This is a genomic window from Amylibacter marinus, assembly GCF_030160015.1.
GTDB classification, from domain to species: domain Bacteria; phylum Pseudomonadota; class Alphaproteobacteria; order Rhodobacterales; family Rhodobacteraceae; genus Amylibacter; species Amylibacter marinus.
Map to the genome: position 1 here is coordinate 1,101,313 of NZ_BSNN01000002.1, position 16,713 is coordinate 1,118,025.

Below are 16,713 nucleotides of genomic sequence, written 5' to 3' on the forward strand. Positions count from 1 at the left end.
TGCCCCCCGCGTGATAAGACCCTGAAAAGCTAAGCAGGAGCATCAGGGGATGGGCTTGATTTACAAAATTCTACGCGCACCCGAATGGGAGGCCCTGCAATCACAGGGCCAAAGCGCAGGTGCGCCGATTGATATCGTGGATGGCTACATCCATTTTTCTACCGCAGAGACTGTTGCCCAAACCGTGGCCAAGTATTTTGAGGGTATGGAGGGTTTGATGATCCTTGCGCTAGAGGATGCGCCACTGGGCAACGCGCTGAAATACGAAGTGGCACGCGGGGGGGCATTGTTTCCGCATCTTTATGGGCCTTTGCGCATGGCGGATGTTTTATGGGCCAAACCCTTACCACTGGTAGAGGGCACGCATCATTTCCCACAGGGGGTGTTATGAAGTTTTCAGAACGCATCGCATTGGCGGCATTGCACAAAACAGACCCAGAAACAGCACATGGCTTGGCAATCAAGGCGCTAGCTATGGGGCTAGGCCCACGCCACGGCCCCTTTAGCACCGCGCGCATAAAAACCAGCGTCGGCGGGTTGGAATTGCCCAATCCCGTGGGATTGGCGGCGGGGTTTGACAAAAACGCCGAGGTTGTACCCGCGCTACTAAAGGCAGGGTTTGGCTTCGTAGAGGTGGGCGCCGCAACCCCCAAGGCCCAAAACGGCAATCGCAAACCGCGCCTGTTTCGCCTGACGGAGGATCGCGCTGCGATCAATCGGTTCGGGTTCAACAACGAGGGCATGGATGTGATTGCCGCACGACTGGCCAATCGGCCAAATTCTGGAGTGGTGGGTATCAATCTAGGGGCCAACAAAGACAGTTCGCACCGTGCAATTGATTTTGTCCAAGTCCTAGAAACCTGTGGCCCACATGTGGATTTTGCCACGGTGAACGTCTCCTCGCCCAATACCGAAAAACTGCGCGACCTTCAGGGCGAAAAGGCCCTGACCGCGCTACTAGAAGGTGTAATGAAAACCAGCGCAGGCCTAGAACGCCCCGTGCCGATTTTTCTTAAGATTGCGCCTGATCTAACGCTGGAAGAGATCGCCCAAATCGCCCAAGTGGCCCGCCATGCGCGACTTGATGCAATCATCGCCACCAACACAACGTTAGACCGTGATGGGCTAACCAGCGAGCATCGCATTCAAAAGGGTGGCCTTTCTGGCGCCCCGTTGTTTTCCAAATCAACACAGGTCTTGGCGCGCCTATCTGCCGAACTAGAAGGGCATGTCCCCCTAATCGGGGTGGGCGGCATTGCCAGCGCAGAGGATGCATTTGAGAAAATTCGCGCCGGTGCCAGCGCGGTTCAGCTATACACGGCCATGGTGTTTCAGGGGGTATCGCTGGCCAACGACATCGCCAAGGGGTTGGATCGGCTTTTGGAGCAACACGGGTACAATCATATATCTCAAGCCGTTGGTTCCGGCACAGAGGAGTTCCTATGACCACAATCTGGCATAATCCACGTTGTTCTAAATCGCGCCAAACATTGGCATTGATCGAAGATCGGGCACCCGAAATCCGCCGCTATCTAGATGACAACCCCAGTGCCGACGAGCTGCGCAGCGTGATTGATATGCTGGGGGGCAAGGCTATAGACATCATTCGCCACAAAGATGCGCGCTTCAAAGAATTGGGTCTCACGCTGACCAGCGATTCCGATCAGCTAATTGCCGCAATGGTCGAACACCCTATTCTAATCGAACGCCCGATTGTCATTTCAAACGGACAGGCCCGTATTGGCCGCCCCCCTGAGGCCGTGTTCGAAATTTTCAGCTAAGGTCGCGTTCTATGTTGGGGTAACACCACAGCAGGGTGATGCCGCGCAGGATGAACAGGATATTGATGCTGAACCACAGGCCATGGTTGCCCCACATGGGGATTGTGATCCATAGGCTGATCAAGAAACCGCAAAACGATATACACATCATATCGCGCATTTCGCGCGTGCGTGTGGCACCAATAAAGACCCCATCCATCATCCATGCCAGCACCCCCGTCAGCGGCGCCAGCACCATCCATGGCAGATAGCGCAGAGCTACATCTTGCACGGCTAGGGATGTGGTCATTTCTTGGATCAACAGCCCCCCAAGCACCGCAAACCCCAGCGCTGATAACGAAACGGATATGCCCCCCCACATCCCCGTTAACCAAACCGCGCGCCGCAGGCCCAACCTGTTTCGTGCACCAACCGCCTGTCCCACCAGCGTCTCGGCCGCCAACGCAAACCCATCCAACGCATAGGCCGTAACATGCAAAAATTGTAGCAGTATCTGGTTCGCCGCCAGTATTTCATTGCTAAAGCTAGATCCCAGAAACGAGAACAGAACAAAACCGCCGGTCAATAGCATAGAGCGCAACATAATATCGCGATTAACAAGGGCCATGCGGCGTAGTTTTACCCCATCAAACACCCGCGCCCAATTGCGCCACAGCCCAGATTTAAATCCATCACGGACCAACCACAGACCAAACAGCAGTCCAAAATATTCTGCCGCAAGTGTAGCCAGCGCTACCCCAGATACCCCCCAAGACAGCCCCAATACGAACCAGCAATCGAGGAGAATATTCAACCCATTGACGCTGATTTGCAAAAGCAACAACGCCCCTGTGCGCCCCTGCCCCACCAGCCAGCCAGAAATCCCATAAACCGCAATTGCCGCAGGTGCGCCCAGCACACGAATCTCCAGATAGCCCTGCGCCAACATCTCGACCTCTGGCGAGGCGGGTGATAATGCAAAAACCGCATAAAATAGGGGCCATTGCACCGCGATACACAGACCGCCAGCCGCCAGCCCAATCATCAGCGCACGTGTTAGCAAAAGTGTGGTTTCCCCCGCGTCCCCCTGCCCCACCGCCTGTGCCGTAAGCCCCGTTGTGCCCATGCGTAAAAATCCGAACATCCAAAAAATCGATGTAATGATCACCGCCCCCATGGCCACTGCGCCAATGGCAACAGGATCGCCCAGTTGGCCGATCACATAGGTATCAACCAGCCCCAGTACCGGCACTGTTGCATTAGACAAGACCACCGGCAGAGCGATGGCCAGCACGCGCATATTGCTAAGAGGAAGAGAAGAGGTATCGGCCATAACTAGTGCCATAAAATCTAATAGCGCCAATTGCACCGAAATTATTGCACGGATTCAATTTGCCCGACCAGTGATCCCCCTATGTCACGCAACGCTTCTGACCTTTTATCACTGGTATATTTTTGGGCAGAGTAGTTACTGTGACTTGAATTCTATCCCTTTGGGGCTAGAATGCCCGCAAAGGATACTGTGAATGACTGAAAAAAAACTCTCGCTTAGTGAAATGTGTGAGCTGTTCGAGGTAACGCCCCGCACTCTACGTTATTACGAATATATCGAACTGCTGGTGCCAGAAAAACAAGGGCGCAAGCGGTTCTATGGGGGACCCGAGAAGGCGCGACTGCGGTTGATCAAACGGGGGCGGCGCTTTGGGTTTACACTTGAGGAAATTCGCCAATGGCTGGAAATGTATGACCGCGAGGATCAGAACCAAGCCCAGCTGGAAAAATGGATCGATATGTCCACACGTCAGATTGTAGAGTTAGAGGATCGCAAGGCAGAAATCGATGCGGCAATCGAAGACATGCACCGCCTGAATAGAGAAGCCCGAAACGAGCTGGAAGTCCTGAAAAATGCGTAGTACCGCAGATTACCGACTCTATTGTTTTGGTGAATCTGGCAATGCCTACAAAGCCGCTTTAATGTTAGAGCTATGCTCCTTGGACTGGCAGGCCGAGTTTGTTGATTTTTTCAACGGCGAGGCCCGCAGTGCGGATTTTTTAAAAATCAACCCCATGGGCGAGGTTCCGGTGCTGGTGCATGGCGATGTCACCATGACCCAATCAGGGGTTATACAGGACTACATCACCGACCAAACAGGCCAGTTCGCCCCCCAAGACGAGATCGAGGCGCGCGAGGTGCTACGCTGGGTACTCTGGGATAATCACAAGCTGTCTTCACAGGCAGGGGTGGCGCGGTTCTTGAATAATTTTCTACCCAAAGACAAGCGCCCCGTTGGCGCCTATGATTTCTTACAGGGGCGGTTGCGCGCGGCCTATACCGTGTTAAACGGGCATTTAGCGGATCGCGAATGGGTCGCGGCCTCGGGCCCGACAGCGGCAGATTTTTCTTGCTGTGGGTATTTATATTACCCAGAGGAATTCGGCTTTAAACGTTCGGATTGGCCGCATATTGATCGCTGGCTTAAGCGCATATCGCAGCTAGATGGATGGAAACATCCCTATGACCTGATGCAGCCTGCATTTAAATAAGCTTGTTTAACCGCCGTTTTTGCCCCAAAATGAGGGCATAGATAGAATGACCCAAAACTGGGCGTATAGGCAATGACAGCAATTAAGGAATTTGACCGATTAGAGGCGCTTGGGCTCTGGAAAGAGGGGCCCGATGCACAGCGCCGCGAGGTTGTTGTATCCTTTGGTGATGCCACCTTGGTTCTATCTGATATCCATAATCGCCCCCTGACCCATTGGTCACTAGCGGCCATTCAGCGAGTAGAGAGCAGTAAATCCGGCACCCTCTTTAGCGTTGATGCCGAGGCGCTAGAAACCCTAGAAATAGAAGACCCGTTGATGGTGTCCGCCATCGGCAAGGTGCGCATGGCGATTGAGATGTCGCGCCCCCATCCCGGCAGGTTGCGCTGGTTGATCGGATTGCTGGTTGTACTGGCCTTTGGCGCATTTTGCTTCTTTTGGTTACCTGGTGGGATTGCACGCTATGCGGCTAATATCTTACCCGAGGCCAAGGCTGTGCAAATTGGCGACGAGTTGCTGAGTTATATTGAAAAAAATACTGGAGCAACCTGCTCTAACCCCGCGGGTCAGCGCGCACTGCGCCGATTTGAGGATCGGGTTCTACAAGACCCAAGCCAGCGGGTACATATCGCCAAAATGGGCAGCCGTCCCAGCGTGCATTTACCGGGCGGGAATATTGTATTGAACCATACATTACTGTCTCAGCAAGACAGCCCTGAGGTTTTGGCCGGCTTTTCTCTAATGGAATATGCTGCAGCAATGCAGAACGCATCGGTCATAGAGTTATTCACCAGCATTGGCATAGGCGAGACGCTGAATTTTCTAGGCAATGGCACCATCAGCAGCCCCGCCCTAGAGCGATTTGCGGATCAGCGTCTGTTTGGCGCTCTATCACGCCCGAAGTCAGAGAAACTACAGGGTCTGTTTCAACAGGCAAATATCTGGCCAGATGCCTTTGCCGCTCAGGCCAATTTTGCGGGATTAAGCAGCGAGGGGATCACCCCGCAACAGATCCTAACTGATAGTGACTGGGTGGCCTTGGTCGAAATCTGTAGCTCCTAGAGCGGTATTAATTTCCCACCCGACAGGGACAGCTGGCGGTCCATACGCGCGGCAAGCTCATGATTATGGGTGGCAATAACCGCGGCCAATCCGGTTTCGCGCACCAGCTTCACCAAGGTCACAAACACCCTCTCGGCGGTTTCTGGATCCAGATTTCCCGTTGGTTCGTCCGCAATCAGCAATTTTGGCGCATTGGCCATGGCACGGCAAAAGGCCACGCGCTGTTGCTCGCCACCTGACATTTCGGCGGGGCGATGATGGCCGCGGGCCTCTAGGCCGACGCTGGCCAGTAATTCTGTCGCGCGGGCCTCGGCTGTGGCCTTGGATCGGCCATTGGCCATCTGGGGCAACATCAGATTTTCCAGGGCGCTGAATTCGGGTAGCAAGTGGTGGAATTGATAGACAAACCCGATGTCATTGCGCCGCGTGGCCGTGCGCCTGCGATCGGATTGCTGGCTGGTGTCCACACCGCTAATGTACACACGACCACTATCGGCATTGTCCAAAAGGCCTGCAATATGCAGCAGCGTGGATTTCCCAGCCCCAGAGGGCGCAACAAGGCCGACAATCTCGCCCGCGTTTACACACAGATCGGCAGCGTCCAGCACCTGTACACGCCTTCCAGCGCCAGAGGTATAGGCCTTGGATATCGTCTCTAGGCGAAGAATCTCATTCATAGCGCAAGGCCTCTACAGGGTTCATGCGGGCCGCACGGCGCGCAGGGAAGTAGGTGATACCAAAGGACAGGCCCAGTGATAGGCTGACTGCCTTGGTCACATCTTGCCAACGCAACTCGGCAGGTAGGTCAGATAACATGCGCACTGATGGATCCCAAACGCCGCCGCCAGCGATATAATTGATCAGCCCAAAAATCGGATCTATATAGATTACAAACAGGCATCCCATAGTCACCCCAATTATCGTGCCCAAAACCCCAATCGCCGACCCGCACATGAAAAACACCCGCAAGACCGACGCTTCGGTTAGGCCCATAGTACGCAGGATCCCGATGTCGCGCCCCTTGTTCTTAACCAGCATAATCAGGCCAGACACAATATTCATCGTCGCGATAAGCACCAAAACCCCAAGGATGACAAACATAATGTTATCCTCCATCTGTAGAGCACGCAGAAACCCACCATTGGCATCAAACCATGTCCAGATCAGCGCCCTATCAGGGGCCGAGGCCAGCAACATCGGCGCTAGGTCATTGACCAATTCGGGGGTATCTACCATGATTTCAAACTCGTCAATCCGACCCTCTTGGTTGAAATAGGATTGCGCCTCACCGCGGGGCATATAGACCCGTGTGCTGTCGATATCATAGCGCCCCACCTGAAACACATAGGCCACATCATAGGCAATAACCCGGGGCGCGGTGCCAAAGGCCGTTTGCACCCCATCGGGGGATGTTAGCGTAATGGCGTCTCCCACCCTCAGGCTTAGCTCGCGCGCAACACCAGAGCCAATTGCGACTCCGTTTCCAATATCATCCAGTGCACCCCATGATTGTTCGGGTTCGGAAATCAGCGGCAAGGTTTTCAAATCAGCCAGAGTTTCGCCAAATACCTGCACCCCAAGGTTACGGCCATTCGCGCTGGCCAGCACCTGTCCTTTGACAATACCCGCAACACGGCTAACGCCCGGCGTTTCACGCAGTTCTGCCAAGGCCTGCTCGAAATCACCAAACCCGGTGCGCATCACACCGTCAGCATCGGTGCGTGGCCCAGTATACAGCGTAGCATGGGCATTGGCGCCAAGGATTGTACCCACAAATTCGGTGCGAAACCCAGAGCGCACCGCCAGGGTGGCGATTAGGGCAAATACAGCCAAAGCAATGCCAATAAGAGAAATCCATGTCATCACAGAAACGCCGCCCTCGGCGCGCTTCGAGCGCAGGTAGCGCCAAGCAATCATACGTTCGAATTGGCTAAACGGTTTGGCACCTGTCATGTAAATTTCTGCTTTTTATTACGGCGTCTAAAGATGCGGCCCAGCCCAGCCAGCCCCGCATAACCCGTGATATAGCCCCCAAACAACAACAGCAACCCATCAAGATTCAGAGGGATCGCGGGGGCGAAATTTTTCCAAGCACCTTTGATAACCTGTGGATCACCAAAGGCGCGAATATTGGCCAAACGCCCAAGGGGGGATGCATCCTTCAGGGTATTATAGCTGGTAGTCAGGCTTTCTTGGCGTTCAATGGTGCGGCGCATATCGGCCTGTCGCCCCTCCAGAAATGCGCTGCCCTGTAGGGCATTTAGCGCCTGATCGCGGGTCTTATCGGCCTGTGCGGCGGTGGCATCAAAGTCAGCGACAATCACCGACAGCTCATCCACCGCGCCGCCCAAGCGTTGCACATACTGTTGTGAATATTCTGGGAACTGTGAAAGGGTTAGCCCCAATCCCACGCTCCCAGCAATTTTCACAAGATTTGGCATTACAGTCCTTGGTAGATTTTTGCCAGTTTTTCAAGCGCCAGTTCCGCTGTCAACTCTTCGCTTTCGCCGGTTTTGCGGCAGGTTAATTCTACCACACCGTTTTTCAGACCCCGCGGCCCGACAGTGATGCGCCACGGCAGGCCGATCAGCTCCATGGTAGAAAATTTAGCACCGGCGCGCTCTTTGCGATCATCATACAGCGGATCTAGGCCCAGCAGGGTGGCGGATTTATACAAAGCCTCACAGGCCGCGTCGGTATCATCGTCACCCTGCTTTAGATTTACAATTCCCACGCCAAATGGGGTAACGGCCTCTGGCCAAATGATCCCATTTTCATCGTGGCTAGCCTCGATAATCGCCCCCAACATGCGCGATACGCCAATGCCATGACTGCCCATGTGCACGGGGACTTCGCGGCCCTGATCATTAACGACCTTGGCGTTCATCGCATCGGAATATTTAGTGCCAAAATAGAAAATCTGCCCCACCTCGATACCACGCGATTGGCCTTGGCGTTCGCTCGGAATCTGTGCGAACAGCTCTGGATCATGTGTTTCATCGGTACGGGCGTAGGGTGTTGTCCATTCGCGCGCGATTTCTGCGCATTGATCCCAGCTATCGTAATCCACGGCCCTGTCCCCAAGATGCAGATCAAGAATCGCCTTATCGTAGAACACCTCGGATTCACCAGTATCAGCCAGCACCAAAAACTCGTGCGTGTCCTCGCCACCAATGGGGCCAGAATCTGCGCGCATTGGCAGGGCCTTCATTCCCATACGTTCGTAGGTGCGCAGATAGCTAACCATATGGCGATTATAGGCATGTAGCGCGCTGTCTTTATCCACATCAAAATTATAGCCATCCTTCATGAAAAACTCACGCCCCCGCATGACCCCAAACCGTGGGCGCACTTCGTCGCGGAATTTCCATTGGATGTGATACAACGTCATGGGCAGATCCTTATAGGATTGCACATTGTCGCGGAAAATATCGGTGATCAGCTCTTCGTTGGTGGGGCCGTACAGCATATCGCGGCCATGGCGATCAGAAATACGCAGCATCTCTTTGCCATAGTCATCATAGCGACCGGATTCGCGCCACAGGTCCGCAGATTGCAAGGTCGGCATCAACATCGGAATGTGGCCTGCGCGAACCTGTTCTTCGTGCACGATATTTTCCAATTTGCGTAGAACCTTAAATCCGGTGGGTAGCCACGAATAAATACCACTGGCCGATTGCCGGATCATGCCCGCGCGGATCATCAAGCGGTGGCTGGCGATTTGCGCATCGCTTGGGTTGTCCTTCATTGTAGGCATAAAATATTTGCTGAGGCGCATCGCGGTATTCCTTAACTGAGATTTCGGATTTTCTAGTCTATTGAGGATGGCGGCGCAACCGAGCTTGTATAGGAAATATTGGCCTCTTTGCGCAGTGTTTTGGCCAATCCATTAAGGCGCTTTTGCACCACTTCGCCAATAATCGGGCGGCTGTCTGGTGGCAGGCACAGGGTGATTGTATCATCTGTCACGTGGAAAGCGCCCATGTGATATGCATCAGCGCCACTCATCATCGCCCCCAAACGCATGGCGCGCCCCACCATCTGAGCGATCTTCAAATCCTCGGCCGAGATCAAATTCAACAACGCGCGATCTAGGGAAGCGCTGTCTCTAACCTTGTAACGTTTCATCAGGGCCCATGCCAAGAACACCCGCCCTGCGTGATCGATCCCCCCCAAATTGGCCAGCGTGGCAGCATCAAAGCTGATGTTAGCGCGGTAATCCGGATGTGAGCGCCAGTTCACATCATGCATCAAACAAGCCGCATGAATAAGGCGTAGCCGCTCTTGCCCGTGATCCTGAAACAACGGGCGCAACCAAGTGAACAATCGATCCCCAAAACCATGGAAGCGCGCTTGGGCGCGTTCAGTGGCACGCGCCGCCTCAATCAATGGATCAAGCGCACGTATATTTTGGCTCATGCTGTTATACAAAATGCCTTCCCGTAGGCCATAGCTGGATATGGACAATTGCGCGGGTTGGATTTTTTCCAGCAGGGCAATCAGCGTTTGTGCCGCCATAGGTAACAACGACAGACGACGATCCGAGGCAACCCCATAGGCACGCAGTGCCTCGAGATCCAGCCCGATGATATGCACAAGTGTCGGCAATAGATCCGCAGGCGTTACCTGATAATCCTGTAGGACGCGCAAAGGATAGGCATTGCGTCGCATGTGAATGTTTGCCATCGCACGCCATGAACCGCCAACCAAGTACAACAGTTGCGGTGTGGTATCGAACCCCGCTACCAGCGTATCCAGCTGGGTGGCGATGTGGCGGGCCTGCTGATCTGAATCCAAATGCAGCCCCAGCACCGCCAATGGGCCCAGTCTGGAAGAGCGTGACCGCGTAATTTCGCCCTGTTGAAAACTGGCCAACTCCATAGAAGAGCCGCCAATATCACAAACCATACCTGTGGCATTCGGAGTGCTTAGAAAGATGCCTTGAGCGGATAGCTCGGCTTCTTCTTCGCCGCTAATCACCTCTAGAACGATACCCGTTTCGCGCAAAACCTCCGCGCAGAAATCTGCGCCATCGGTGGCACGGCGCACCGCCTCGGTGGCCACCGCGCGCATATGCGTCAGGTTCATCGGTTTCGCAATGGCAACAAAGCGCTTCAGCGCCAGCAAGGCGCGTGCGCGCCCTTCTGGGTGCAAGATGCCCGTCTGCGCCAGCTCTAGCCCCAGACCACACATGACTTTTTCATTATAAAAATATGCAGGTGCGCGATTGGCGCCATCAAACACGACAAAGCGTACAGAATTCGAGCCAACATCGATGACACCCATACGATCCAATTGTGCGGCGGAATCAGTCATTGCCATGAGCCAATTCTGGTACATCTTTCGCACCAACCTTACCCCGCCCGGACAGCGAGGGATTTTCCATAAAGAAACGGTGACAATCAAAACCGTTTTCATCAGATTGGCGCACATAGGATCCATCGGCCTGCATGACCCAGGAATTTTTCACATCGGCCATATTCGCCGCCATGATCTGGCTAATGATTTGGGCATGTACGGTCTTATTGGTGATACGCACCAAGGTTTCGACCCGCCCGTGCAGATTGCGCCCCATCCAGTCGGCCGAAGACATAAAGACCAAGGCCCCTTTATTTGGCATTTCCGTGCCATTGGCAAAACACACAATGCGTGAATGTTCCAAGAAGCGTCCGACAATTGATTTTACGCGAATATTCTCCGAAAGGCCCTGAACGCCTGGTCGCAAACCGCATATGCCACGAACCACCAGATCGATTTTCACCCCCGCTTGGGATGCGCGGTACAGTGCATCAATCACATCTGTTTCGATTAGCGAGTTCATCTTGGCCCAGATTTGTGCAGGGCGCCCCTCTTTGGCCGCCTTGGTTTCTGCATTGATATGCGCGATCAGATCATCGAATAATTGCGCCGGTGCGATGGACAATTTATTCAATTTACCCACCTGTGCATAGCCCGACAGGTAGTTAAACAACTTGGTCGCATCTTGGCCCAATGATTTGCTACGGGTGAAATACGACAGATCCGAATAAATATTTGCCGTTACTGGGTGATAGTTTCCGGTGCCAAAATGGGTATAGGTATGTAATTCACCATGTTCGCGGCGTACCACCGTGGATACCTTGGCGTGAGTTTTTAGATCAATAAACCCATAAACCACGTGCACGCCTGCCTTTTCCAATTGCCGCGACAGGCGAATGTTGGCGGCCTCGTCAAAGCGTGCCTTTAGCTCGACCACGGCGGTGACGGATTTGCCAGATTCTGCGGCACGGCATAGTGCATCGACAATTGGTGATTGATGCGATGTGCGATACAGCGTTTGCTTGATCGCCAGAACATCTTTGTCGCGTGCGGCCTGTTGCAGGAACCCGACCACCACATCAAAACTTTCGTAGGGGTGATGCAGCAGCATATCTTTCTGTCGAATTGCCGCGAAGATATCGCCCTTAAAATCTTGGATACGTTCGGGCACACGCGGGGAATATTTGCTCCAGACCATATCTTTGGGGCCAAGGGCGCAAATTTCCGATAGATCTTGTAGGCCAGAAATCCCGTCGATGGTAAACACCTCGCTGGCATCCATATCAAGGGAATCGATGATCAGGCGCTGAAGTTTCTCTGGGGCGTTGGCCGAAATTTTTAGGCGCACCGCAACGCCGCGCTGGCGTTTTTTTAGTGCGCTTTCAAACTCGTGCACCAGATCCTCGGCCTCGTCTACGATTTCTAGATCGCTGTCACGCAACACGCGAAAAATACAGTGTCCAACCAATTTACAATCGGGAAACAGAACATCCAGCGCCCCCAATAGCATCTCTTCAAGTGGCAAGAGGCGCAACGCGCCTTTGGCGCTTTTTAGAGATATAAACCGATCTACTTGGCTGGGAATAGGTAATAGCACCTGAAAGGGCTTGCCATCGCCCATGCGCTGTAATTGTAGCGCAATGGTCAACCCCCCAGATGGAATAAAGGGAAAGGGGTGCGCTGGATCCACCGCCAAGGGACTGAGAATCGGGAATATTTGATCCAGAAAGAACTGGCGCAAATGATCGGTGTCTTCTGCGGTCAGCTCTTCTACTTTTAGAATATTAATATTCTCGCCAGCCAATTCGCGTCTTAGGTCTGCCCATATCACCTGTTGGTGTTCCATCAAGTCGCTGGCATCCTTATCGATTAGCGCCAGTTGCTCGCTAAGCAACATGCCATCAGCGGTATTCTGTCTAACATCTGCGCGGATCAATTCACGCAAGCCCGCCACACGCACGGTAAAAAATTCATCAAGATTGCTGGAGGAAATAGACAGCATCCGCACCCGTTCCAGCAGAGGCCACGATTTATCCTGTGCCAGATCCAACACCCGCCAGTTAAAGGCCAGCCAAGTGAGCTCTCGGTTGGCAAACCTTTGGGCGGAATTTGGATCTAGGTCAGGCACCTTTGTGGGGTTTGGGATCGCCTGATTAAGAAAATCAGCGGGGTTATTTTTTTCTTGAGCCAGTGTCTTAATCATGAAAAGTCTCTACGGGTTTTAACTGATCTAATGCGCGGCGGGCGATGCCCAATGTAATGGGTTTACGATGAACCAAGGCCTGGCGATCCAGCTCTGACACCAAATGCGAAACCGTCTCGAACGATCGCTCCATACGCAACATCAAGAAATCCATCACCTTGGGGTCAAGTTTGATCTGGCGATCCGAAAACTGCTTTAGCATCACCGCGCACAACAGGCTGTCATCAGGCAACGCCAGCTCGGTTAGGCTGCTGCCTTGAAGGCGGCTCAGCAAATCTGGTAGAGTAATCCCCCACTGCCCGGGTATCCCAACACCAGTAAACAAAAGGGTCTGCCCCTGCTCCATCATCATATTGTGCAGATGGAATGCCGCCTCTTGCAGGGCGCTGATGCCGGCTATTTGGTGCATGTTTTCCACGCAAAGGGGGGCCGTGATCTGTGCGCCCAAATTCACATCTAACAGCGCCATTGCATCAATAACCCGCGCGCCCGTCAGCTCTGCCCAAATATTGGATAGGTGGGTTTTCCCCGATCCCTTCGGCCCCGATAGAACCAATTTCCCCATGGGCCAAGATTGCCAATTCTCGAGAACCGAAACAGCGGTGGCATTGGCACCAGTTACAAAAAAATCCTGCCGCCCAAAGGCCGTTTCAAGCGGCAAGTCAAAGATCAGTTGTTCAGCCATCACGCTCTTGGTCATCGGGGTTTGGATCACTTTCCAAAATGGGTTCAGAATCATCCCCATTATTCAACCCAATTAGCCCGTTGTACAGGCGGCTGTTCAAATATTGGCGAATACCAAATCGTGAAAACACCCCAATGCCCGCAGCCACAGGTACCGCAACCAACATGCCCGTGAACCCCATCAAGCTGCCAAATGCAGAAAGAGCGAACATCAACCACACCGGATGCAATCCAACAGACCCGCCAACCAGTTTCGGCGTTAGGAAATTACCCTCGACCACCTGCCCAATGACAAAAATAATCGCGACGACAACGATCCACTCTGGTGTGCCCCAGAATTGAAACAACGCCAGCCCCAGCGACAGCCCTCCCCCAATCAGCGACCCCACATAAGGAATAAAGGTCAACATACCCGCAATCAATCCTACGATCAGGCCAAATTGCAACCCCACCGCCATCAAGGTAATTGCATAAAACCCCCCGAGGATCGCGCAAACGGTCAGCTGTCCGCGTACAAATCCGGCCATCACCCCATCCAGCTCTCGTGCCAATGCGCGTAATGTCTCGCGGTGGTCGCGTGGCAACCAACCATCTATCGTGGCAACCATTCGATCCCAATCAAGAAGCATGTAAAACGCGACGACGGGGGCCACCACGATAAAGATGATGGCATCGACGACGCTAAAGGCCGAGGCCAAAACCGCATTGGCCAAATCGCCACTGCGCGCGGTTACAAGATTTACGAAACTATCAAACGCTCCGCGCACCGAGGATTGTTCGTCTAGCAATGCTGGGAACTTGGCAATCAAGAATTCCTTGGCCGAGCTGAAATATTCGGGCAATGCTGCAATTAGGGCCACCAATTGTTCAATCATTTGCGAGAGCACGTATGCCAATACAGGCAAGGCAACAAAAATACTGACCAAGGTGATAATAGTGGTCGCGGCAACGCGCGAGAATTTCATAGCCTCTAGACGATCCGCAACCGGATCTAGAAAGTAGGCAATGGCCATACCGGTGACAAACGGCAATAAAATCCCGCCCAGCAACCACAGCAGAAACACCGCAACCGTCAACCCAATAGCCCAATATCGAAACTGTGTTGATACGCTTAATGCCATAATGCCTCGCTTTCTGGTTTACTATCTAACTTGGAAGGATAGGATTGCAAGAAAAGAGCGATTTTAAGAGGGTTATCATGGCAAAAAAGCGCGTATGTGTGGAATTCGGTATGGGAACATCCCTGCGCCGCGAAGATTATACCGAGGCTGCCATTCGTGCGCTGAAAGATGCGCTGTGGCATAATTCGTTAAATATCGCGCCTGCCTTTGGGTTTGACCAATCGGCCATGCTGGTGGATGTGGAAATTGCAGTGCAAAAACCCGATGCTGTTGATCTGGATCGGCTCTCTGCAATTTTACCCTATGGGCAGCCAAGTTTCGTGGTGAAAAAGGGTGGGCTGGATATCCCAAAACCCCATGGCGGTACGACCCTGATGGCCAACGCCGCGGTGATTGTATCATTTGACATGGAGCCTGCCACATGAAACGTATTATTCTTGAAATGGGTATGGGCAATGATTTGTATGGCCAAGATTACACCAAGGCCGCAATCCGCGCAGTCGAGGATGCCTTTCGCCATTCAACCCTAAGCATGTTTTCAACACTTGGTTTAGATCCCAGTCTGATGGAGGTACGCGTTAGCGTGGGCGCCCAAAACCCGGATGCGGTGGATGTGGATGCCGTGGCCGCCACCTTGCCGCGCGGGCGGGCCAGCGTGCGTGCAGTGCTGGGCGGGCAAGATGTCGAAAACCCCAGCGGTGATGGCCCACATGTGATCGTCAGTGCGGCAATCGAGGCCTATTACCCGATTGAGGCCACTGCGTGGAAATTATCCAACAGCTAACAAAAAAGGCGGTACATTGCTGTACCGCCTTTGAATTTCGGTGCGGATGGAACCCGCGCGAAACTTATACCAATGATAGGTCTGTCGCAGAAGACTTGCCATTGCGGCCTGTTTCCAGCTCAAAAGTTACCTTTTGGTTGTCTTCTAGGCCTTGTAGGCCAGCTGCTTGTACCGCTGTGATGTGTACAAACACATCTGCACCACCATCGTCAGGTGCGATAAAGCCGTAGCCTTTAGTTCCGTTAAACCATTTTACAGTGCCGTTAGCCATCTGTATTCTCCTAATAAATTGCCATCCACAACATGTGATAGCTTGGTGTCGTCCAGTCTAGTTTGAAAAATCGTCGGACTAGAATAGGCGTCAGAGAATTCAGTGAAAGAACACTTCACATCCCCCACCTAGGTGGGGGAAATGCATATTGCAAGGTTTCTTTGCAAAACCTTTCGTCATTCACACAAATTGTTCACGGATCAGGCGCTCTTCCAATCCATGGCCGGGATCAAACAGAATGCGGTGATGCACCTCTGGGGCACGGTAGATGTCAACCGCGCTGATCCGCTTGGCATCGCGGCTATCCGCCGAGGCTGTCACGGGGCGTTTGTCCGCCTCAAGCACCTCAAATCGTACGCGTGCGCCCATTGGCAACAGGGCCCCCCGCCAGCGCCGCGGCCGAAAGGCGGACATGGCCGTTAGTGCCAAGATATCCGCCGTGATCGGCAAAATGGGGCCATGTGCAGAATAGTTATAGGCGGTAGACCCTGCCGGCGTAGACAGCAATGCGCCATCACAGGTCAGATTAGCGAGCCTCTCGCGGCCATCAACTATGATGCGCAATTTGGCCGCCTGAGGACCAGCACGGATCAAAGAAACCTCGTTGATCGCCAAGGCCTCGAATTTCTCACCACTCTCGCAATGCGCTTCCATACGCAGAGGATGGATTACCGTATCTTCTGCCACCTTCAGGCGATCCATCAAGCCATCAACGGCATATTCATTCATCAAAAAGCCAACGGTGCCACGATTCATCCCATACACGGGGCAATCAATATCTTGGGTGCCATGTAGCGCCTCAAGCATAAATCCATCCCCGCCCAATGCAACAATCACATCGGCCTGTTCCACAGGAACATCGCCGTAGCGATCGATCAAGGGAGCCATGGCCTCTTGGGCCAGAGGGCTTTTGCTGGCCATAAAGGCGATTTTCTTTGGCATTTGTCACCCCCGCTATAACCGCTCCTGCTTTGAATGCGCAGATT

Annotated in this window: 19 protein-coding genes; 8 read left to right on the forward strand and 11 right to left on the reverse strand. The window is 53.3% G+C overall.

The genetic code is table 11. The features are described 5' to 3' along the window. Positions 1–49 precede the first annotated feature (49 nt). Genes QQL62_RS06255 through arsC form a run of 3 tightly spaced genes read left to right on the forward strand, consistent with a single transcriptional unit; the run spans position 50 to position 1,781 of the window. Entirely contained in the window at positions 50–391 is a 342-nt protein-coding gene (locus tag QQL62_RS06255; RefSeq protein WP_284377041.1) for a DUF952 domain-containing protein, read from the forward strand. Continuing rightward, positions 388–1,446, forward strand: a complete 1,059-nt coding sequence (locus tag QQL62_RS06260) for a quinone-dependent dihydroorotate dehydrogenase (RefSeq protein ID WP_284377042.1) — start codon at positions 388–390, stop codon at positions 1,444–1,446. Before QQL62_RS06255 ends, QQL62_RS06260 begins: the two co-directional genes overlap by 4 nt. Further along, a complete protein-coding gene (gene arsC, locus QQL62_RS06265) occupies positions 1,443–1,781 on the forward strand; it encodes an arsenate reductase (glutaredoxin) (protein WP_284377043.1) in 339 nt (112 codons plus the stop codon). The genes QQL62_RS06260 and arsC overlap by 4 nt, the downstream gene beginning before the upstream one ends. Here arsC and QQL62_RS06270 read toward each other — a convergent pair. Next, entirely contained in the window at positions 1,774–3,093 is a 1,320-nt protein-coding gene (locus QQL62_RS06270; protein ID WP_284377044.1) for an MATE family efflux transporter, read from the reverse strand. The two genes, arsC and QQL62_RS06270, sit on opposite strands and share 8 nt — an antisense overlap. A gap of 193 nt (positions 3,094–3,286) precedes the next feature. On the opposite strand from QQL62_RS06270, the gene QQL62_RS06275 reads away from it, so the two are divergent. The 3 genes from QQL62_RS06275 (at position 3,287) to QQL62_RS06285 (ending at position 5,366) form a co-directional block, all read left to right on the forward strand. Beyond that, complete coding sequence (locus tag QQL62_RS06275; protein WP_284377045.1) at positions 3,287–3,673, forward strand: MerR family transcriptional regulator; 387 nt, start codon at positions 3,287–3,289, stop codon at positions 3,671–3,673. Continuing rightward, entirely contained in the window at positions 3,666–4,304 is a 639-nt protein-coding gene (locus QQL62_RS06280) for a glutathione S-transferase family protein (protein ID WP_284377046.1), read from the forward strand. The genes QQL62_RS06275 and QQL62_RS06280 overlap by 8 nt, the downstream gene beginning before the upstream one ends. Positions 4,305–4,376: 72 nt before the next feature. Further along, positions 4,377–5,366 carry a hypothetical protein gene (locus tag QQL62_RS06285; protein WP_284377047.1) on the forward strand — a complete coding sequence of 330 codons (990 nt, stop codon included), beginning with the start codon at positions 4,377–4,379 and terminating at the stop codon, positions 5,364–5,366. On the opposite strand, the gene QQL62_RS06290 is transcribed toward QQL62_RS06285, so the two are convergent. The 8 genes from QQL62_RS06290 to QQL62_RS06325 are packed head-to-tail and all read right to left on the reverse strand — an operon-like array spanning position 5,363 to position 14,672. After that, on the reverse strand, positions 5,363–6,043 hold the full coding sequence (locus QQL62_RS06290; RefSeq protein WP_284377048.1) for an ABC transporter ATP-binding protein: 681 nt from the start codon (positions 6,041–6,043) through the stop codon (positions 5,363–5,365). The two genes, QQL62_RS06285 and QQL62_RS06290, sit on opposite strands and share 4 nt — an antisense overlap. Next, the gene (locus tag QQL62_RS06295; protein WP_284377049.1) at positions 6,036–7,319 is read right to left on the reverse strand and encodes an ABC transporter permease; all 1,284 of its coding nucleotides are present in this window, start codon (positions 7,317–7,319) and stop codon (positions 6,036–6,038) included. Before QQL62_RS06295 ends, QQL62_RS06290 begins: the two co-directional genes overlap by 8 nt. After that, the gene (locus QQL62_RS06300; protein WP_284377050.1) at positions 7,316–7,807 is read right to left on the reverse strand and encodes a DUF2937 family protein; all 492 of its coding nucleotides are present in this window, start codon (positions 7,805–7,807) and stop codon (positions 7,316–7,318) included. Before QQL62_RS06300 ends, QQL62_RS06295 begins: the two co-directional genes overlap by 4 nt. Further along, entirely contained in the window at positions 7,807–9,144 is a 1,338-nt protein-coding gene (gene proS / locus QQL62_RS06305; protein ID WP_284377051.1) for a proline--tRNA ligase, read from the reverse strand. Before proS ends, QQL62_RS06300 begins: the two co-directional genes overlap by 1 nt. A 32-nt stretch (positions 9,145–9,176) precedes the next feature. Continuing rightward, positions 9,177–10,682, reverse strand: a complete 1,506-nt coding sequence (locus QQL62_RS06310; RefSeq protein ID WP_284377052.1) for a Ppx/GppA family phosphatase — start codon at positions 10,680–10,682, stop codon at positions 9,177–9,179. Beyond that, positions 10,675–12,867, reverse strand: coding sequence for an RNA degradosome polyphosphate kinase (locus tag QQL62_RS06315; RefSeq protein WP_284377053.1), 2,193 nt, complete (start codon positions 12,865–12,867; stop codon positions 10,675–10,677). Before QQL62_RS06315 ends, QQL62_RS06310 begins: the two co-directional genes overlap by 8 nt. Continuing rightward, entirely contained in the window at positions 12,860–13,552 is a 693-nt protein-coding gene (locus tag QQL62_RS06320; protein ID WP_284377054.1) for an HdaA/DnaA family protein, read from the reverse strand. Before QQL62_RS06320 ends, QQL62_RS06315 begins: the two co-directional genes overlap by 8 nt. Then, entirely contained in the window at positions 13,545–14,672 is a 1,128-nt protein-coding gene (locus QQL62_RS06325) for an AI-2E family transporter (protein WP_284377055.1), read from the reverse strand. Before QQL62_RS06325 ends, QQL62_RS06320 begins: the two co-directional genes overlap by 8 nt. Before the next feature lie 77 nt (positions 14,673–14,749). On the opposite strand from QQL62_RS06325, the gene QQL62_RS06330 reads away from it, so the two are divergent. Continuing rightward, positions 14,750–15,097: a Lin0512 family protein gene (locus tag QQL62_RS06330; RefSeq protein WP_284377056.1), complete on the forward strand. Its 348-nt coding sequence runs from the start codon at positions 14,750–14,752 to the stop codon at positions 15,095–15,097. Continuing rightward, the gene (locus QQL62_RS06335) at positions 15,094–15,456 is read left to right on the forward strand and encodes a Lin0512 family protein (RefSeq protein WP_284377057.1); all 363 of its coding nucleotides are present in this window, start codon (positions 15,094–15,096) and stop codon (positions 15,454–15,456) included. The genes QQL62_RS06330 and QQL62_RS06335 overlap by 4 nt, the downstream gene beginning before the upstream one ends. A gap of 64 nt (positions 15,457–15,520) precedes the next feature. On the opposite strand, the gene QQL62_RS06340 is transcribed toward QQL62_RS06335, so the two are convergent. Both QQL62_RS06340 and QQL62_RS06345 read right to left on the reverse strand, forming a co-directional pair. Continuing rightward, positions 15,521–15,727 carry a cold-shock protein gene (locus tag QQL62_RS06340; RefSeq protein ID WP_284377058.1) on the reverse strand — a complete coding sequence of 69 codons (207 nt, stop codon included), beginning with the start codon at positions 15,725–15,727 and terminating at the stop codon, positions 15,521–15,523. Positions 15,728–15,907: 180 nt separating this feature from the next. After that, positions 15,908–16,669: an NAD kinase gene (locus QQL62_RS06345; protein ID WP_284377059.1), complete on the reverse strand. Its 762-nt coding sequence runs from the start codon at positions 16,667–16,669 to the stop codon at positions 15,908–15,910. Positions 16,670–16,713: the final 44 nt, after the last annotated feature.